The 18,539-nt window shown below is 59.8% G+C and carries 15 protein-coding genes; 1 reads left to right on the forward strand and 14 read right to left on the reverse strand.

Annotated elements, in window-relative coordinates; all coding sequences use genetic code 11:
• Positions 1-51: 51 nt before the first annotated feature.
• The 11 genes from ubiA to ABIE60_RS05265 all read right to left on the reverse strand — a co-directional run bounded on the left by ubiA (position 52) and on the right by ABIE60_RS05265 (position 12,886).
• On the reverse strand, positions 52-942 hold the full coding sequence (gene ubiA, locus ABIE60_RS05215) for a 4-hydroxybenzoate octaprenyltransferase (protein ID WP_354468298.1): 891 nt from the start codon (positions 940-942) through the stop codon (positions 52-54).
• Between the two features lie 16 nt (positions 943-958).
• Positions 959-1,504 (reverse strand): chorismate--pyruvate lyase family protein, encoded by a 546-nt coding sequence (locus ABIE60_RS05220; protein ID WP_354468300.1) that lies wholly within the window; start codon positions 1,502-1,504, stop codon positions 959-961.
• Positions 1,505-1,580: 76 nt separating this feature from the next.
• Complete coding sequence (gene phoU / locus ABIE60_RS05225) at positions 1,581-2,342, reverse strand: phosphate signaling complex protein PhoU (RefSeq protein WP_354468301.1); 762 nt, start codon at positions 2,340-2,342, stop codon at positions 1,581-1,583.
• Positions 2,343-2,370: 28 nt separating this feature from the next.
• Positions 2,371-3,168 (reverse strand): phosphate ABC transporter ATP-binding protein PstB, encoded by a 798-nt coding sequence (gene pstB, locus ABIE60_RS05230; protein WP_354468640.1) that lies wholly within the window; start codon positions 3,166-3,168, stop codon positions 2,371-2,373.
• Positions 3,169-3,218: 50 nt separating this feature from the next.
• Complete coding sequence (gene pstA, locus ABIE60_RS05235; protein WP_354468641.1) at positions 3,219-4,886, reverse strand: phosphate ABC transporter permease PstA; 1,668 nt, start codon at positions 4,884-4,886, stop codon at positions 3,219-3,221.
• A gap of 10 nt (positions 4,887-4,896) precedes the next feature.
• Positions 4,897-7,113 carry an ABC transporter permease subunit gene (locus tag ABIE60_RS05240; protein ID WP_354468303.1) on the reverse strand — a complete coding sequence of 739 codons (2,217 nt, stop codon included), beginning with the start codon at positions 7,111-7,113 and terminating at the stop codon, positions 4,897-4,899.
• A complete protein-coding gene (locus ABIE60_RS05245) occupies positions 7,103-8,077 on the reverse strand; it encodes a PstS family phosphate ABC transporter substrate-binding protein (RefSeq protein WP_354468304.1) in 975 nt (324 codons plus the stop codon). The genes ABIE60_RS05240 and ABIE60_RS05245 overlap by 11 nt, the downstream gene beginning before the upstream one ends.
• Before the next feature lie 89 nt (positions 8,078-8,166).
• Positions 8,167-9,063, reverse strand: coding sequence for a phosphate ABC transporter ATP-binding protein PstB (gene pstB / locus ABIE60_RS05250; RefSeq protein WP_502914942.1), 897 nt, complete (start codon positions 9,061-9,063; stop codon positions 8,167-8,169).
• Positions 9,064-9,074: 11 nt separating this feature from the next.
• A complete protein-coding gene (gene pstA, locus ABIE60_RS05255) occupies positions 9,075-10,349 on the reverse strand; it encodes a phosphate ABC transporter permease PstA (RefSeq protein WP_354468306.1) in 1,275 nt (424 codons plus the stop codon).
• Entirely contained in the window at positions 10,342-11,730 is a 1,389-nt protein-coding gene (gene pstC / locus ABIE60_RS05260; protein ID WP_354468308.1) for a phosphate ABC transporter permease subunit PstC, read from the reverse strand. Before pstC ends, pstA (ABIE60_RS05255) begins: the two co-directional genes overlap by 8 nt.
• A gap of 112 nt (positions 11,731-11,842) precedes the next feature.
• The gene (locus ABIE60_RS05265) at positions 11,843-12,886 is read right to left on the reverse strand and encodes a substrate-binding domain-containing protein (RefSeq protein ID WP_354468309.1); all 1,044 of its coding nucleotides are present in this window, start codon (positions 12,884-12,886) and stop codon (positions 11,843-11,845) included.
• Between the two features lie 203 nt (positions 12,887-13,089).
• Between ABIE60_RS05265 and ABIE60_RS05270 the strand changes: the two genes are divergently transcribed.
• Positions 13,090-13,494: an acyl-CoA thioesterase gene (locus ABIE60_RS05270; protein ID WP_354468310.1), complete on the forward strand. Its 405-nt coding sequence runs from the start codon at positions 13,090-13,092 to the stop codon at positions 13,492-13,494.
• Between the two features lie 41 nt (positions 13,495-13,535).
• Here the strand turns inward: ABIE60_RS05270 and ABIE60_RS05275 are convergent, their stop codons facing one another.
• The 3 genes from ABIE60_RS05275 to ovoA all read right to left on the reverse strand — a co-directional run bounded on the left by ABIE60_RS05275 (position 13,536) and on the right by ovoA (position 18,517).
• Positions 13,536-14,870, reverse strand: a complete 1,335-nt coding sequence (locus ABIE60_RS05275; RefSeq protein WP_354468312.1) for a DASS family sodium-coupled anion symporter — start codon at positions 14,868-14,870, stop codon at positions 13,536-13,538.
• A gap of 100 nt (positions 14,871-14,970) precedes the next feature.
• Positions 14,971-16,200, reverse strand: a complete 1,230-nt coding sequence (locus ABIE60_RS05280) for a spore maturation protein (RefSeq protein WP_354468314.1) — start codon at positions 16,198-16,200, stop codon at positions 14,971-14,973.
• A gap of 211 nt (positions 16,201-16,411) precedes the next feature.
• A complete protein-coding gene (gene ovoA / locus ABIE60_RS05285) occupies positions 16,412-18,517 on the reverse strand; it encodes a 5-histidylcysteine sulfoxide synthase (RefSeq protein ID WP_354468316.1) in 2,106 nt (701 codons plus the stop codon).
• Positions 18,518-18,539: the final 22 nt, after the last annotated feature.

Here is an 18,539-nt window from a genome sequence, read left to right on the forward strand (position 1 = left end):
GGTTACACAAATATGACATTGGCAGATTTTATTGCCGTTGTCAGTCCTGAATCAGCTGCGCAGCGCGTATTCCAGAATCAGACCGAGCAGCACCAGCAGCTCGGCATAGTGGTTGTTGAGAAAGGCACGGAAGCAGGGCATCCGCTCGCGGGCGCGGATCAGCCAGTGCTGGTAGACGAACAGGGCGGCGGCACCGGCAAGGCCCAGCATATACCAGAGCCCCAACTGCTCGATCCGAGCTACCCAGAGCAGCACCGCCAGCGTGGCCAGCTGCAGCAGAGCGATGATGAGTCGGTCATGGCGACCAAACAGCACCGCGGTGGATTTGACACCGATTTTCAGGTCATCGTCACGGTCCACCATGGCGTACTGCGTATCATAGGCCACGGTCCAGAGCAGTTTGGCCAGATACAGCAGCCATGCGGTCAGCGGCAGCGCTTCCTGAGTGGCGGTAAAGGCCATCGGGATCGCCCAGCCAAAGGCCGCCCCTAGCACCAGCTGAGGCAGGTGGGTATAGCGCTTCATGAAGGGGTAGATGAACGCCAGTGCAAGGCCACCGAAGGACATCAGGATGGTCATGCCGTTGGTCAGCAGTACCAGCAGGAAGGACACCAGCATCAGGCCGCAGAACAGGTAGATCGCTTCCCGTTCGCTGACGCGGCCCGAGGGCAGCGGGCGGTTGACGGTGCGTTTGACGTGGCCGTCGATATGGCGATCGGCAAAATCGTTGATGACGCAGCCGGCGGAGCGGGTCAGAAACACGCCGAGACAGAAGATCAGCAGCAGGTCCCAACGGGGCAAACCTTCGGACGCGATCCAAAGCGCCCAGAGCGTGGGCCAGAGCAGCAGATAGGTGCCGATGGGGCGGTCGGCTCGCATCAAATGGATGTAAGCCTGCAGCCGCTGTTTCAATGGCTGCGGTGACGGTTTGGTTGCCTGCATGATCCCTCCTGAGCGGTCAGAGCGGGTATTGTACGTGCTCCATGGCCGGTAGAAAAACTTCGCATACCAGCAGGGGTTTGCCGTGCAGGTGGAATACGGAACGGCGGGCCCAGTAATGCTGACCGCCGCGGCCTTGCAGTCGACAGGCACGCAATGGGGCGCGCTCAAGACTGGGGTCACGGAACAGGTAGGAACCGAGCGAGCGCGAGCCCAGACGCAGCAGGCGGCGTTCGACGCCGGTCAGTGTGGTGGCGGGAATCACCGTGCGGGCGAAGACCCAGGGCTCGGCATCGCGGCCCAGCAGTTCGACTTCCCGGATCAGGGCACGGTGCCGATGGCTGATGCCCAGTGCACGGGCTTCATCTGGCGTCGGACACTGCCAGCGCTCACTCAGCACCCGGACACCGAACTCGCCGCCGGCGGCCCGCTGCAGACGCCGACTCAGGGAGCCGGCATCGTACAGCCAGGGGCGCCATTGGGCGGGCACGCGAAAGCTGCTGCTGCCCGCAAGCAGCCAGTGCCGGTGGGGAGAGCGTTGAAGCAGAGAATCGCGTGCAGACACCTGGGGAGCTTCCGTTAATGAGACGGGCACCAGTCTAGCATTTTCACCCCGCCAAGTGGGCTGCAGCGATGGCGGTTTATTCTTCGGTGCTGTTGTCGTCGCCCAGCAGGGTGTCGGCTTCGTCTTCCACCGTTTGACGGATCTGTTTCAGGCTGCGGTGGCGCACATCGGTGCCACTGACCTGATAGATCAGGTGTTCTGCCAGGTTGCGGGCATGGTCACCGATCCGCTCCAGGCTGCGCAGGGCCCAGATGACGCTCAGTACCGAAGAGATCGCACGCGGATCTTCCATCATGTAGGTGACCAGCGAGCGCATGGCGGTGCGGTATTCGCGGTCCACCTCCTTGTCCTGTTTGGCAACCTGATAGGCCATCTCGATATCGTTGCGGGCAAAGGCGGTGAGGACATTGCGGACCATGTCACGCACCAGGCTGCCGATATGGCGGACTTCCTGATGGCCGCGCTGGGACGCGCCGCTCTGGGCTTGCTCGATCGCCTGACCGCAGATGCGGGTAGCTTCGTCACCGATCCGCTCCAGATCCGATACCGCACGGCTGATCGATACGATCAGACGCAGATCGCTGGCAGCGGGCTGGCGTCGCGCAATGGTGGTGGTACACAGGTCGTCGATCATCAGTTCCATGGCGTTGGTCTGCTGGTCGACCTTGCGTGAAGCTTCGGCACGATCCACGTCCGCGGTCAGCAGTGCCTCGATGGCATCGCTGACCTGCTGCTCCACCATGCCGCCCATGGTCAACATCTGAGTACGGATGGTCTCCAGCTCTTCGTTGAACTGCTGGGAGATGTGGGTCGAATAGCTGTCTTTTTCCAGTTCCACAGTGTGTGTCTCCGTTTCGGGCGCAGGTCTAGCCGTAGCGTCCGGTGATGTAATCTTCCGTCTGGCGTCGTGTCGGCCGAGTAAACAGTCGCTCGGTATCGCCGAACTCGATCAGACGGCCCTGATGCAGAAACGCGGTGTAATCCGATACACGGGCGGCCTGCTGCATGTTGTGCGTGACGATCAGAATGGTGAAATCCCGCTTCAGCTCGTGGATCAGCTCCTCGATTTTCAGCGTCGAGATCGGATCCAGTGCCGAGGCCGGTTCATCCAGCAGCAGAACCTCGGGGCGAATGGCGATGGTGCGTGCGATCACCAGTCGCTGTTGTTGTCCCCCGGACAGCCCCAATGCACTCTCGTGCAGCCGGTCCTTGACCTCGTCCCAAAGTGCTGCCGAACGCAGCGCCCATTCAACGGTCTCGTCCACCACCCGCTTTTTGCGGATGCCCTGAATCTTGAGGCCGAAGCTGACATTCTCGTACACCGAGGCCGGAAACGGATTGGGTTTCTGGAACACCATGCCCACGCGGCGCCTCAGCTCGGCCACATTCACGGATCGAGCGTAAATATCTTCATTATCCAGCAGAATTGTTCCAGAAATATTACAGTCGGCTGCCAGCTCACTCATGCGGTTGAAACAGCGCAGCAGAGTCGACTTGCCACAGCCGGAAGGCCCGATAAAGGCGGTTACGCGGTTGCCGGGCAGGTCCAGGTTTATATTGCTCAATGCCCGGCTGCCGCCATAGCTGAGGCTCAGGTCACGCACCTGCAGCCGGGTGTCCGGGAAGTCAGATTCAGGGCTGGTGGCGGCCGGGTCGACCGATATCTGTGTGTCCAGGCGTATCAAGACATAGCTCCGTTGGTGAAGGTTGCACGCTAGAGTTCCGGTTCCAGTGTTCTGAATCGGGCCCGCAGATGGTTGCGCATCAGGATTGCTGACAGGTTCAGCAGCAGGATCACCAGCAACAACAGCAAGGCGGTAGCATAGACCAGTGGCTGAGCAGCTTCGGTGTTGGCGCTGTGGAAGCCGACATCATAGATGTGGAAGCCAAGGTGCATGAATTTCTGATCCAGGTGCAGATAGGGGAAGTGTCCGTCCACGGGCAGCTGGGGGACCAGCTTGACCACGCCCACCAGCATCAGTGGTGCGACTTCACCAGCGGCACGGGCGATCGCCAGAATCACTCCGGTCATCATTGCCGGGCTGGCCATGGGCAGCACCACTCTCCACAGGGTTTCCGCCCGGGTTGCACCCAGCGCCAGGGCGCCTTCGCGCAGGCTGGCTGGAATAGTGCGCAATCCCTCTTCGGTGGCCACGATCACCACCGGCAGTGTCAGCAGGGCCAGGGTGGCCGATGCCCATAGCAGGCCGCCAGTGCCGAAGGTCGGTGCTGGCAGGGCTTCCGGGAAAAACAGCGCATCGATACTGCCCCCCAGAAAGTAGACGAAAAAGCCGAGCCCGAAAATGCCGTATACGATGGAGGGTACCCCGGCCAGATTGTTGACCGCAATACGGATGAGTCGGGTGAGTCGCCCCTGATAGGCGTATTCGTGCAGGTACACGGCAGCCAGCACGCCGAACGGTGTGACCAGCAGTGACATCAGCAACACCATCAGAACGGTGCCGAACAGGGCAGGGAAAACGCCGCCCTCGGTATTGCCCTCGCGTGGCGAGTCGGACAGAAACTCCCACAGCTTGATGCCAAAGTGTTCCAGCCTGTCGACAAGGCTCATGTCGTTCGGGCGGTAGGCGCGAATGACGTCCGCCACGGCGAATTCCAGCACCCGCCCATCAGCCACTTCAACGTGGAAGTGGTCACGGGTGACCTGCTGCTGCAGGCGGGTCAGCCGTTTCTGCAGCAGATGATAGTCCTGCTCCAAGTCGGTACGTTTGCGGGCCAGAACTTCCAGTTGAGGTGCCTGCAGCGGGCCGAGCAGTTCAAGTCGGCGCTGCTCCAGACGCAACTGTTCCAGCGTGCGGTTGATCTGCCCCAGCATGTTGCTTTCGATGCGATCAATTTCCTGCTGCAGTGCCTCGGTACGCTGCCGGCGCTGCTCGAATTCATGCCACAGCGCTTCCTGGTCAATGTCCGGGCCCTGATGCAGCAGGGTGCCGTTCTCGCTCAATCCACGCAGATAGCCATACAGCTGGCCCCAACGAGCGCGCTCGAATACGGCCAGATGACCGGGATAGTGCCGCTCTGACAGGGCGCTCTCCAGTACCCAAAAGTAGTCGCTGTCGCTGAACTCCCGGTTACCGTTGCGGATCAGGGTGCGCTGCACTTCGGTCTGATCAGTAACGAGTGAAATGCCGGCTTCCTGCAGCTGACGTACGGGCACCTGCTCATGGCGGATGACTGCGCCAATGACGCGCCGACTCTGGCTGTCGGCCGTCACCTGTGCCTGCAGCAGGTCTTTGGGCCAGAAGTGAGCCAGCCCCTGAACACTGATCAGCAGCAGAATACCCAGCAGGGTGAGCAGGCACAGTGCAACGGCACCGGCATTGAGCCAAACCCAGGGGGTATCGGTATGAAACCATCGCATCAACCGGTTATCAGAGCGCACGGTATTTCCTCCGCAGCTGCTGACGGATCAATTCGGCGATGGTGTTGACGACCAGTGTGAACAGGAACAGCAGCAGCGCAGTCAGGAACAGGACGCGGTAATGGCTGCTGCCGACGCTGGACTCAGGCATCTCGATGGCGATATTGGCGGCCAGTGTTCGCATCCCCTCGAAGATGTTCATCTCCATGATCGGGGTGTTGCCGGTGACCATCAGAACGATCATGGTTTCACCGATGGCACGACCGAAGCCGATCATCAGGGCCGAAAAAATACCGGCGCTGGCAGCGGGCAGGATCATCCAGGTCAGTGCCTGCCAAGGGGTGGCCCCCAGTGCGAGAGCACCGTTGCTGAGGTGGCGTGGTACGGCATGAATGGCATCTTCGGTGAGGGAAAACAGGGTGGGAATAATGGCAAACCCCATTGCAATACCGACGATCAGTGCGTTGCGTTGGTCATAACTGATACCCACCTGGTTGCCGAGCCAGAGTACCAGCTGACCATCAAAAAGCCATGCCTCAATGGGCGCTGCCAGTGGGAAAGCCAGCCAGGCCACCAGCGGGATCACCCCCAGCAGCAGGATCACGTCCCAGCCTTCAGGTAACAGGAAACGGATGCGCTGCGGCATTTTTTCCCAGCCGAAGGCGAACAGCAGAATGCTGATCGGCAGCAGAAGGACCAGTAACAGGATGGCGGTCAGATGAGCCTGCATGAACGGCGCCAGCCAGAGACCGGCGAGAAAACCCAAGACCACAGAAGGAACGGCGGCCATCATTTCGATCATCGGCTTGATTTTGCGGCGCAGGGCCGGCGCCATGAAGTAGGCGGTATAGATGGCGCCGCAGATCGCCATGGGGGTCGCCATCAGCATGGCATAGAGTGCGGCCTTGAGCGTACCGAATACCAGCGGCACCAAGCTGTATTTGGCGGCCGAGTCAGTGCCATTGGTGGATGACTGCCAGATGTAGCCCGGCTCATCATAGTCTTCGTGCCAGATTTTGCCCCACAGGCTGCTCAGCGTGATTTCGGCGTGGGGTGCCTGTAGCTGCCAGCTGCTGACCCGATGGTCGTGCTCAAGCAGCAGTTGCCCGTTGTGTGGTGACAAGGCCAGGGTATTGGGCTTGCCGCCCAGCAGGTTGGAGCGCAGCAGTACGCGGCTGGAGGTCAGGTTGTACAGGCTCAGCGTGCCGTTGTGCTCCAGCGTAACAAAGCTGTTGTCCTGATCCCGGCCGGCCAACAGCAGGGGTGCCGAGGACAGGGGGTCATACTGACGAATCTGTTGCAGTTTCGGGGTGTTATATTCATCCGGCACGAAAAACCACTGTGACAGTGCGCCCGAGCGGTCACCCAGCATCAGGCTGCGCCGTCCCGGCAACAACTCGAACAGTGTGATCTCCTCTCGACTGGCGCGGATCACCTCGTAGGTTTGTCCCGCCCCGTGCAGGGGGATCACGCCGATACGGCCCTCGGGGCCCAGTGCCAGCAGCCGGGACTGTTGCGGCATCAACAGCAGTTTGCGTGGTTCAAAGCCCGGCGTAGGCAGACTGACCGACTGCAGAGGAGCAGACTCGGGTTGGCTCAGGTCAAAGCGGAACTGGTGCAGCTGGCCGGCATGGAAGCTGATCAACAGCAACTGTTTCCGGCTAACGACCGCCGCCAGCGGGCCGGCGGGTGCCGAGTGCAGGCTCAGGGGTTCGGTACCCAGTGGGTAGTGCAAAACCGGCTGAAGATTGTCCGCGCCTGTGTACTGTCGCTGCACCGGCAACACACGTCCGTCACTCAGTGCCAGCACCATCAAGCCGTCACCGGCATCGGCCAGATCGGTAATGTGGCTGTTGTCGGGCAGGTCAAGACTCTGCTGCTGCAGGAGCGTGCCGCTGGAGGACTGGAAAAACTGCAGTGTACCCTCTCGCGTGAGCCGTACGCCGACCTGACCTTCGGCGTCCAGAGCCATAAACAGGCTCTGCCCCGGCAAGGGCTGGTCGATCTGCTGTTCAAGCGGGACGATACGGGCAGATGTCAGCAGAGGGACCACCTGATACAACAGATAGAACAGGATCATCAATACTGACAGGATCACGCCCAGCCCGCCGAGCATGATGAACAGCGTGGCCAGTCGATCCTTGTAGCGACGCAGCTGCAGCCAGCGCTTGCGCAATGGTGTGGACAGCTGCAAATCCGGTGGCGGCGGCAGGGGACTAGTCGACATCGGAGATCATCCTCAGCTGACGAGCGATTGCGCGGGCGGGAAGTGGCGTATAACCCTCTTTCAATACCATTTCCTGACCTTCCCGTGACAGTACCAGATGGAGAAATTCGCGCACCAGTGGGGACAGTGGCTGCCCCGGTGGCCGGTTGATGTATATGTGCAACGGCCGCGCCAGCGGATAGCGGCCATCGATAAAGGTGTCAGGCTCGGGTGCGATATAATTGCTGCCCAGCCGCGCCAGTGGCAGCACGCGCACGGAGGCGTTGCGATAGTTGATGCTGGAATAGCCGATCGCGTTCAGTGCCGTTGCCACTGACTGAACCACCGAGGCCGACCCCGGCTGTTCGTTGACTCGGCTGTGGAAGTCACCGCGGCACAACGCCTGCTCACGGAAGAAGCCATAGGTACCGGACATGGCATTGCGGCCGTACAACAGCAGTGGCTGGGCTGCGAGCTGTCCCTCCACACCCAGCTGCTGCCAGCGATCAATCCGGAGCTCCCCGTTGCAGCGGCGGGTGGCTGAAAAGATCGCATCCAGCTGCTGCAGGTTCAGCCCTGCCACCGGATTGTCGCGGTGCACGAAAATCGCCAGTGCGTCCACCGCCACGGTAATCGCGGTAGGAGGGTAACCATGTCGGCGCTCAAATGCCCGCAACTCTCGCTCCAGCATGGGGCGGCTCATGGGGGCCAGGCTGGCGGTCCCCTCGATCAGAGCCACCGGAGCCGTTGACGAGCCCGGCGCCTGCAGCTGGATATTCACATTGGGGTACAGACGGTTGAATTCCTGCGACCAGAGCAGCATCAGGCTGGCCATGGTGTCGGAGCCAATACTGGACAGGTTGCCGGAAATGCCGGCAACACGCTGGTAAGGCTGCAACTCGGTGGCCGTATCGCTCACGTCCGCGCGGGCTCCTGTCGCCAGCAACAGCAGGCCCAACAACAGTAAGAGTCCGGTGTGCTTCAATGTCTGAATCCTGGCTGGGTCAAGTCAGTGGCTGATTGTACAGCACTGGCGATAGGCAGCCAGGCTGTACACTGAGCGGCACCGCCGGATCAGCCGAAACGACCGGTGATATAGGCTTCGGTCATGTGATGCTCCGGTGCGGTGAACACCTTGACAGTATCGTTGACCTCGACCAGATGGCCAAGATGGAAGTAAGCCGTACGGTCAGAAACACGTGATGCCTGCTGCATGGAGTGGGTCACGATCACGATGGTGTAGCTTTCGGACAGCTCCGATATCAGCTCTTCCACCTTCGCCGTGGCGATCGGGTCCAGTGCCGAGCAGGGCTCATCCATCAGTACGACTTCCGGGTTGACCGCAATGGTACGGGCGATGCACAGGCGTTGCTGCTGACCGCCGGACATGCCGGTGGCGGTGGAGTCCAGACGGTCCTTCACCTCGTCCCACAGGCCCGCCTTGCGCAGGCTGTTCTCGACGATTTCGTCCAGATCCGACTTGCGGTTGGCAAGACCATGAATACGCGGGCCATAAGCCACGTTGTCATAGATCGACTTGGGGAAGGGGTTGGGTTTCTGGAACACCATGCCGACACGGGCACGCAGCTCAACCACGTCCTGACGCGGATCGTAGATGTCCTGATCATCCAGCTGCAGGCTGCCCTTTACCTTGCAGATGTCGATGCTGTCATTCATCCGGTTCAGACAGCGCAGGAAGGTGGATTTGCCACAGCCGGACGGGCCGATAAAGGCAATTACTTCATTCTTGCCGATATCCAGGCTTACGTTCTTGATCGCCCGGTCTTCGCCGTAGAATACCTCCACGTCACGCAGCTTGAACTTGGGTTCTTTGGCAGCGTAGGGCTTGCCAACGGTCTTGCCCTCTTCGATACCGGCATCCGAGCTGCTCTCGATGGCAGTGGACTCGGTGGCCGTGGCTGTAGTCTTGGTCATGGCTGCGTTATCACTCAGAGTTGCGGTCATGTTCATATCTGTTCTCCTTACCAACGGCGCTCAAGACGCTTGCGCAGCCAGATGGCCAATGCATTCATTCCGATCAGAAAGCTCAGCAGTACCATGATGGCGGCTGAGGCACGTTCAATAAAGGCCAGTTCGGGGCTGCCTGCCCACAGGAAGACCTGCACCGGCAATACGGTGGCCGAGTCGAAGAAACCACCGGGTACGTCGACAATGAAGGCGACCATGCCGATCAGCAGCAGCGGGGCGGTCTCACCCAGCGCCTGTGCCATACCGATAATGGAGCCGGTCAGCATACCCGGCATCGCCAGCGGCAGCACATGGTGCAACACCACCTGCATTTTCGAGGCGCCGATCCCTTCCGCCGCTTCGCGGATCGAGGGCGGTACGCTCTTGATCGCGGCCCGGCTGGAGATGATGATGGTGGGCAGTGTCATCAGAGTCAGCACCATACCGCCCACCACCGGCACCGAGCGGGGCATACCGAACAGGTTGATGAATACAGCCAGACCCAGCAGACCAAAGATGATCGACGGCACTGCCGCCAGGTTATTGATGTTGACCTCAATAAAATCGGTCAGACGGTTTTTGGGGGCGAACTCTTCCAGATAGATGGCCGCGGCCACGCCGATCGGGAACGACAGCACCAGGGTGACGAACATGGTCAACAGGGAGCCAATCACCGCACCCATGATGCCTGCCTTGGCCGGGTCGCGAGAATCGCCCCCCTTGAAGAAGACATCGTTGAACGAGGTTTCGATCACGCCCTTGGCCTTCAGCATGTCGACCCACTCCCGCTGTTGTTGCGAGAGTTTGATGGAGTAGGCCTTGTCACCGGCATGCTTGGAATACACATCCACGTCGCTGTGGGCCAGGAAGCTCATCGTCCGGGTGGTGTTCAGCCAGTCGGGATTTTCCTTGAGAGCATCACGCAACTCTGCCGATGCATAGGGGTTGATCAGCTTGCGCACCGCTTCACGGTTGGCGTCGGTTGCGTCCGGAATTTCACGCATCAGGGCCTGAACCAGCGGCTCGACGAAGTCGGCCATTTTTACCTGGCGTGGATCGGTCGGATCATCCAGGTACATCACCTCGCCATCCAGCACGACTTCCAGATTCAGGCTGGTCTTCATGAAGCCGCTGTACCCCTTGCCGATGATATCGGTAAACAGGATCAGCAGGGCCGACAGGGCGATGGCGATCGCAAGAATGCCGTAGGCACGAAAGCGCTTTTCCTTGCGGTAGCGTTTTTTCAATGACTTGCGGACGATTTCCGCCTGTGTAAGTTGCTTAGTCATACTGTTCTCGATACTTGCGCACAATATGCAGGGCGATGATGTTGAGGACCAGTGTTACCAGGAACAACATGGCACCCAGCGCGAAAGCCGCCAGCGTCTTGGCGCTGTCGAACTCCTGGTCTCCGGTGAGCAGAGTGACGATCTGTACGGTCACGGTGGTCACGGTTTCCAGCGGATTGGCGGTCAGATTGGCCGCAAGGCCTGCCGCCATCACCACAATCATGGTTTCACCGATGGCGCGGGAAACGGCCAGCAGAATGCCACCCATAATGCCGGGAAGCGCCGCCGGAAATACCACCTTTTTCATTGTTTCGGACTGAGTCGCCCCCAGTGCCAGCGAACCGTCACGCAGCGACTGTGGTACGGCGTTGATCACATCGTCGGACAGGGATGAAACGAACGGAATGATCATGATCCCCATGACGGCCCCGGCGGCCAGTGCACTCTGTGATGAGGCTTCAATGCCAAAGGAGGCAGCCAGATCGCTGATGAACGGTGCTACGGTCAGGGCGGCAAAAAAGCCGTATACCACGGTCGGGATACCGGCCAGCATCTCCAGCAACGGTTTGACCACGCCGCGCACTTTCGGGTTGGCATATTCCGACAGATAGATGGCTGACATCAGCCCAACGGGTACCGCAACCAGCATGGCGATGCCTGAAATCAGCAGCGTACCGGTGAACAGGGGGATCATGCCGAACGCCCCTTGAGCTGCTACCTGATCTGCACGCAAGGCGGTTTGTGGGCTCCAATGAGAGCCGAAAATGAAATCGACAAATGAAACCTGCTGGAAAAAGCGCAGTGTTTCAAAGGCGACCGAGAAGATGATGCCAATGGTGGTCAGAATGGCCATACCCGCGCAGGTGAAGAAGAGCCATTTCAGAATGATCTCGACCTGCACTCGAGCGTTAAGCCGCGGATGGATACGCAGCCAAGCCAGAAAACCGGCCAGTACTGCAACGGCAACCACCAGCAGGCTCATGTACAGCCGGCTCTGCTCACGCAGCTGTACCAGGCGGTCTGCGGCCTCGACGATGGCGGGTTCGGCAAAGTTGCGCGGCAGGGCACCACTGGCGACGTTGCTGATCTGACTCAGCAACAGACTGGCCTGGCCGGCACTGTCCGGGATTATCTCCTGTGGCAACGAGCCGACGACCAGTGTCTGAATCACCTTGCCCTGAAAGCCGACCCAGAGCGCCAGAATGATCAGAGCGGGAATGCCGCACCAGAGTGCAGCGCGGGCGCCATAGTAGAACGGAAGTGACTTGAGGTGTCGAATCCCGCCCAGCGGCATGGCCAGCGTGCGCGAACGGGTATACCCCAGCCAGTAGGCGATCGCAGCGAATGCCAGCGTGAAAAGAAGCAGATTTGCCGGTTGCATGAGTGTTCCTGTCTGCGATTTTTCGGTAAATAAAACGAATGATGTCCAGACGTGCAAAAGGGCGCGACCCTGATTTCAGGACCGCACCCCGTGTTTTGCCTATGCGTCCTGCTTACTTGAGCTCGTCAATGGTCAGGTTCGGCATGTTTTCAGCCTTGTCCATCAGAACGGCCAGCTGGTCACGCGGCGGTACGATCAGGCCCACATCCTTGAGGTAACCGTTCTGGCCCAGCGCAGAGTTACTGGCAAACTCGCCCACGTATTCAGCGATGCCCGGAACAACACCTACGTGTGCCTTCTTGACGTAGAAGAACAGAGAGCGGGCCACCGGGTACTTGTCCGCCGCAATATCTTCAGCGGTCGGTACCATGCCATCGAGTGTAGCGGCCTGCAGGCGGTCAGCATTTTCTTCCAGGAAGCTGAAACCGAACACGCCGTACATGCCGGTATCGCTGATCAGTTTCTGCACGATCAGGTTGTCATTCTCGCCTGCTTCAATGAAGGCACCGTCTTCACGAATGCTTTCGCAGGTAGCCTTGTGCTCGTCCTTGCTCAGGTCCTTGGCTTCCGGCAGTTTGTCACAGCCGGCTGCGAGTGCCAGTTCATTGAAGGAGTCACGGGTGCCGGAAGTCGGCGGCGGGCCCATTACGCGGATCGGCTTGTTCGGCAGGCCAGCGTCGATGTCACTCCAGTTCTTGTTCGGGTTGGCAACCCATTTGCCATCGACCGGTACCTTTTCGCCCAGCGCCAGGAACAGCTGCTGCAGGGTCAGGTTCAGGTTTTCGGCATCCTTGGAGCTGGCGATAACGATGCCGTCAGAACCGATGCGGAATTCAGTGATATCGGTCACGCCGTTCTTCTGGCACAGCTCAAACTCGGAAGTCTTCATGCGACGAGATGCGTTTGAGATATCCGGGTGCTGAGTGCCGATGCCCTGGCAGAACAGTTTCATACCGCCGCCGGAACCGGTGGATTCCAGCTTCGGAGTGTTGAATTCGGTGTTGCTGCCGAAACGTTCGGCAACCACAGTCGCGAACGGGTACACGGTTGAAGAGCCCACGATGCTGATGGTGTCACGGGCGGCAGCCGGAGCGGCCAGGCTGATGCCGGCAGCGGCGGTCATGGCAAGTGCAAGAGCTTTGGTGCGCAATTTCATTGAGTTACCCTCTCTGAACTGATCGTTTTTTGATGTGGCTCACTATAGGGGGCAAAGATGACTGATTTATGACAGTTGTCACAAAGCGTAAAAAAGTTTTCCAGAGGGCGGGAGCTAGTGCCGTTTGCGGGCAGATTCTCTATTATGTGCACTGCAGCAAAGAGCGTTCGGTTCGCTCGACCCAATAATAAAAGGAGAGATGCATGAGTTGCAGTGATGACACAGAGGTGCTGAAACCCGCAGGAGAGCTGACACTGCAGCTGCCCGCCGGTCAGGAAGCGGTCAACATGTTTGGTGATGTGTATGGCGGTTGGGTAGCCTCTCAGCTGGTGCTCGCCAGTGAGATCCGTGCCGGGCAGGAGGCGCAGGGCCGTATCGCCACGGTATCGGTTGGTCGGATGAGTTTCATGTCACCGGTCATGTGTGGGACGGTGCTGAGTTTTTACACCCGGGTGGTGGAGCGGGGTAACAGCTCGTTGCGGATTCAGGTAGAGGTGTGGGGGCGCTGTCCGGATGGCAGTGAACTGCGCAAGGTGACCAGTGCCGAGTGTGTACAGGTTGCCATCGACCGTCAGGGCCATATCCGCAGTCTGCCGCAGCAGGAGTGAGGCGGTATCCGGCTGCCACTGCGGCAGCCGGATATGACAGATCAGATCAGGAAGCTGGCACCGCTGGCGATAATCGCGATCATCATCACGTTGAGTACCATGCCGGCGCGCATCATCTGACCCTGTGGCAGGAAGCCCGAGCCATACACGATGGCGTTGGGTGGCGTCGCCACCGGCAGCATGAAGGCGCAGGATGCCGCCACGGCGATCACCACCGCCATGATTTCGGTAGACAGACCCATGGTGCCGGCAATGCCAACGAAAATGGGTACCAGCAGTGCGGCGCTGGCGGTATTGCTGGCGATTTCGGTCAGCATCACGACAAATGCCGCAACAACCAGAATGAACAGCGGGGCGGATGCACCACTCATCAGATCGCTGACGGTCTCGGCCAGGAACAGGCTTGCACCGGTGGTGGACAGCATGGCTGACAGGGTCAGTCCGCCCCCGAACAGCAATAGCACGCCCCAGTCGGCCGTTTTTTCGATCTGCTTCCAGTTCACCAACTGCAGCATGCACAGCAGCAGAATGGCGGTCATGGCGACAATTGAGTCGAAACCGCCCTTGACGCCCAGAAAGCCGGACACGGGCTTGCTGAACAGCCACAGGGTGACGGTCAGCGCAAATACGCCCAACGTCATCCACTGCTTGCTGGTGAGTGGTTCATGGCGGTGGATCGCCGGAAAACGGTGGCTCAGCTCAGGCCGCAACAGCGCCCACAGCACCACAATCATCAGCGGCAGTGACAGCGCAACGGTCGGAATACCGAACCGGAGCCAGTCGGCAAAGCTCAGGCCCACTTCGGCGGCGGCGATGGCGTTGGGCGGTGAGCCGACCAGGGTGCCGATACCGCCGATATTGGCGGAATAGGCTACGCCCAGCAGCACGAACCAGTAGGTACGTTCATGCCCTTCATAGGGCAGCTGGCGCAACAGGCCCAGTGCCAGCGGCAGCATCATCGCAGCGGTTGCCGTGTTGGAGATCCACATGGACAGCCCTGCTGACGTAATGAACAGCAGCACCGCGGCCATTCCCAGCTTGCCCTGCGCCAGACGGATCACATGGCCGGCGATGTACTTGTCCAACCCCTGCGCACTGAGCGCCGCGGCAAGCCCGAAGCCACCGAGAAACAGAAAGATGATCGGATTGGCGAAGCTCTTGAGCGCATCGGATACGCTGAACACGCCCGCCACCACGGTCAGCACCGGAATCAGCAGTGCCGTTACGGTAATGTTGAACGTCTCGGTCATCCACAGAATGGCGATGACAGCCAGAATGGCGAGGCCGGTACGCAGCTGAGGCTCAAGTGGCGCCAGCCACCAGATACCGGCACCGGCCAGTACCGCCAGCAGGAAGGTGATCCACTTTCCGGGCATGGGTGTCTCCAGGGTTGGTTGCAAAAGAGCGCGGATTTTACACAGTTGTCCATCAGTGGGCTACTTTAGTCGTAGCGCCCCGCTGGAAGTGTAGAAAAGCTCAACCAAAAAACCAGTAACCACAGGCGATGGCGGCTGTAATGCCCGCCAGATCAGCGCTCAAGCCACACAGTACGGCATGCCGCGTACGCCGAATGCCGACTGCACCGAAATAGACCGCCAGCACATAGAAGGTGGTTTCGGTTGAGCCCTGAACGATCGAGGCTACCTGTGCGGCGAACGAGTCGACCCCGTGGGTGTTCATCGTTTCCAGCATCATTGCGCGTGCCCCTGAGCCTGACAGGGGTTTCATCAGTGCCGTGGGCAGAGCGTCGGCAAAGCGGGTATCCAGCCCGAGCAGGGCAATTCCTTCACGCAGCAACCAGATGAATCCTTCCAGCGCACCGCTCTCGCGCAGGACCCCGATCGCCACCAGCATCGCCAGCAGGTAGGGGATGATCATGATGGCGGTCTCGAACCCCTGCTTGGCGCCTTCTATGAAGGTTTCATACACATTGACGCCGCGTCGCTGTGCCAGCAGCAGAAACAGAATGATGACACTGAACAGCAGCAGGTTGCCGGTCAGCGCCGACTGGCGCTGCAGCTCATCGGCGCTGAGCGTTGCAAAATAGCCCACAAAGGCCAGCAGAAGGGCTGCCCCGGCTCCGAACCAGAGCAGCAGGGTGCGCTGTAACAGGCTGATGCGTTGAACCCAGCAGGTCACCAGCAGTCCTACCAGCGTTGAACAGCTGGTGGCGATCAGAATGGGGATAAAGACTGCGGTGGGATCGGCTGAGCCCTGCTGCGCGCGGTAGAGAAAGATGGTGATCGGAAACAGCGTTACAGCCGAGGTGTTAAGCACCAGAAACAGGATCTGGGCGTTGCTGGCGGTCTCCTTGTCAGGGTTGAGGCTCTGCAGGTCCTGCATCGCCTTCAGCCCCAGCGGGGTGGCCGCGTTGTCGAGGCCGAGAAAGTTGGCCGACAGGTTCATGGTCATGGAGCCGATCGCCGGATGGCGCGGTGGTACCTCCGGCATCAGCCGGGTAAAGAGTGGCCCGAGCAGGTGAGCGATGCGATCCACCAGTCCCGATGCTTCGGCCAGTTTCATCATTCCCAGCCAGAAGGCCAGGGTGCCGATCAGTCCGATGGACAGCTCCACGGTCAGTTTCGACATGTCGAAGCTGCTCTGGATCAGGCGCTGGAACACAGCGGAGTCACCCATGACCAGCCACTGCCAGAGGGCGGCGACAAAGGCGATCAGAAAGAAACCGAGCCAGATCCGGTGCAGCATGGGGGACGTCCTGTGGAAAACTTGCCTCGATTCTAGCGAGGCAGCTGGCATCTGGCCACAGGAGCATGCAATGGGGCGGGGCAGAAGGTATCACGCGCATGTGACACGCTTTGCGTCATCCATGACCGCTCGACCGCCGCCATCCCTGGCGGCAGACGGTCACACACACGCGATATCTCCTGCCTTGCGGTGGTGGCGTGTCTGAGTGAGCTTACCCCCGTAACCGCCAGCAGGTCACTTCCGACAGGGTATGCTGGAACTTGCGCCGGGTTTCGCGGATCACGAAAGGCACGGCCTTAGGCCCGCGGATGAGTTCGAAGTGCTCGTCCAGCACTTCATGCAGGCCATCCAGCGTGGTGACATTTTCACCATCGCGTTTGAAGCCGCCCAGCCACTCCTCTTTGGGGGTGTGTTCCTCCAGCCAGGTGTAGGGCGAAGCGATCAGCAGCAGGCCGCCGGGGTTCAGACGGGTATGCACCTGCGACAGGAACTGACGCGGGCTGTAGAGACGGTCGATCAGGTTGGCGGCCAGAATCAGGTCATAGCCGCTCAGGATCGGTTTGAGATTACAGGCATCGCCCTGCATGAAACTGACGCGATCAGCCGTATCCGCCAGCCCCAGTGAGGCCAGGTCTCGCTCGTGATAGCTGACCAGCTCACCTTCGTCTGGCAATGTATAGCGAAGCCGGCCCTGTTGCTGCAGTTGGACGCCCAGATTGATCAGTCGGGCGGAGAAGTCGACGCCGTCTACCTGATCAAAATGGCGAGCCAGCTCAAGGCTGGCACGACCGGTGGCACAGCCCAGATCCAGCGCCTTGCCGCGACGGCCTTCACCCGTCAGTTCGATGGCCAGACAGGCCAGAGCCCTGGGGAAGTTGGCGACGCCGAAATGCTCGTCACCATAGTGGAACTCGGCGTACTGAGAGGCCAGAGCATCGCTTTCGTAGCGGGAAGAAGGGGTGTCCTTTGGCGCATCGGCGGCGATGTAGCGGAAACCGGCATGCTGAAAGAAGTGGCGGCGAAAGGCGTAGCGCGCACTGCGCAGGCTTTCGTTGCCACAGGAGATCCAGCTGCCACCCTTGATCAGATTGTGGCGGTCGTCAAAGGTTGGCGTGGTGAAGTCATCATAGTAGGGATGCACTTCAAACCCCTCAAAGGGGTAGATCGGTGTCTGTGTCCACTGCCAGACATTGCCGCTGACATCGTAGAAATCGCCTTGGGCAAAGCGGTACACCGAGCAGGATGAAGCAAAGTGATCCAGATGCAGGTTGGCATTGACCGGACCTGTATTATCCGGCTCGACCACGCGGGCCAGGTCGAAAAGGCGATACCATTCGTCCTCGCTGGGCAGGCGGATAAGCTCGCCGGTCTGCTCTGCTTTCCAGCGACAGAAGGCCTCGGCTTCGTGACAGTTGACCTCCACCGGCCAGTCCCAGGGCATATAGACCTGTTCGCACATGAGGCGCAGCTGCCAGCCGTCCTCCGATTCGACCCAGAAGGTCGGATGTACCGCACCGGTGAAGTCGCGCCAGTTCCAGCCTTCCTCGCTCCACCAGCGACGTTCGATGTAACCGCCCGCTTCAACAAAGGCCAGAAACTCCTGGTTGGAGGTCAGCATCTGTGCCGCCTTGAAGCTGTCCAGCATGATCTCGCGGTGGCCGTATTCGTTGTCCCAGCCGTAGCGGGAGTTTTCACGTGACTTGCCCAGAACCGTCTTGCCGGCCGGCACTTCAATCAGCTGGTTGGCAGGTGCAGGTCCCGAGTCGCGACACACCGGCCAGGCCGGGTGGGGCTGTACATACCTGAGTTCATGCTGACGGATCAGCACCGATGAGGTTTCCAGGTGGATACGCTCATGCTCGATCCCCATCACAATGGTCCACCAGGGGTGTTCCCAATTGATCGGGGATGATAGGGGAGCCTCGCGAATGATGCGGTCCAGTGTTTGGCGTACCTGATCACGGTAGGCCTTTACCTCAGCAACAGAAGGCCAGTTGTAGTGGTCATCGTTCAGGTCATCCCAGCTCATTTCATCGACGCCGATGGCGAAGATCGACTCGAAACGGGGGTTGATCCGCTGCTCCACCAGTCCGCTCAGCAGCAACTTGTTGATGAAGAAGGTAGCCGTGTGGCCATAGTAGAATATCAGCGGGTGGCGCAGGGCGATCGGCTTGACGGTGAACGCTTCGTCACAGGTCAACACTTCGAACAGCTGCTCGTAGCGATCAAAGGTGGTATGGAAATAGTCCAGTATCTCGCGACGCAGGGCGTCACTGTCCGGGTTGTCCAGCCGAGGGGTACGGTTAAGGCGTTCCATGTGCAGTCCTGATCCGGTTGGC

Origin of the sequence: Marinobacterium sp. MBR-109 (assembly GCF_040547565.1) — a bacterium.
In the GTDB taxonomy this organism is placed as follows: Bacteria; Pseudomonadota; Gammaproteobacteria; order Pseudomonadales; family Balneatricaceae; genus Marinobacterium.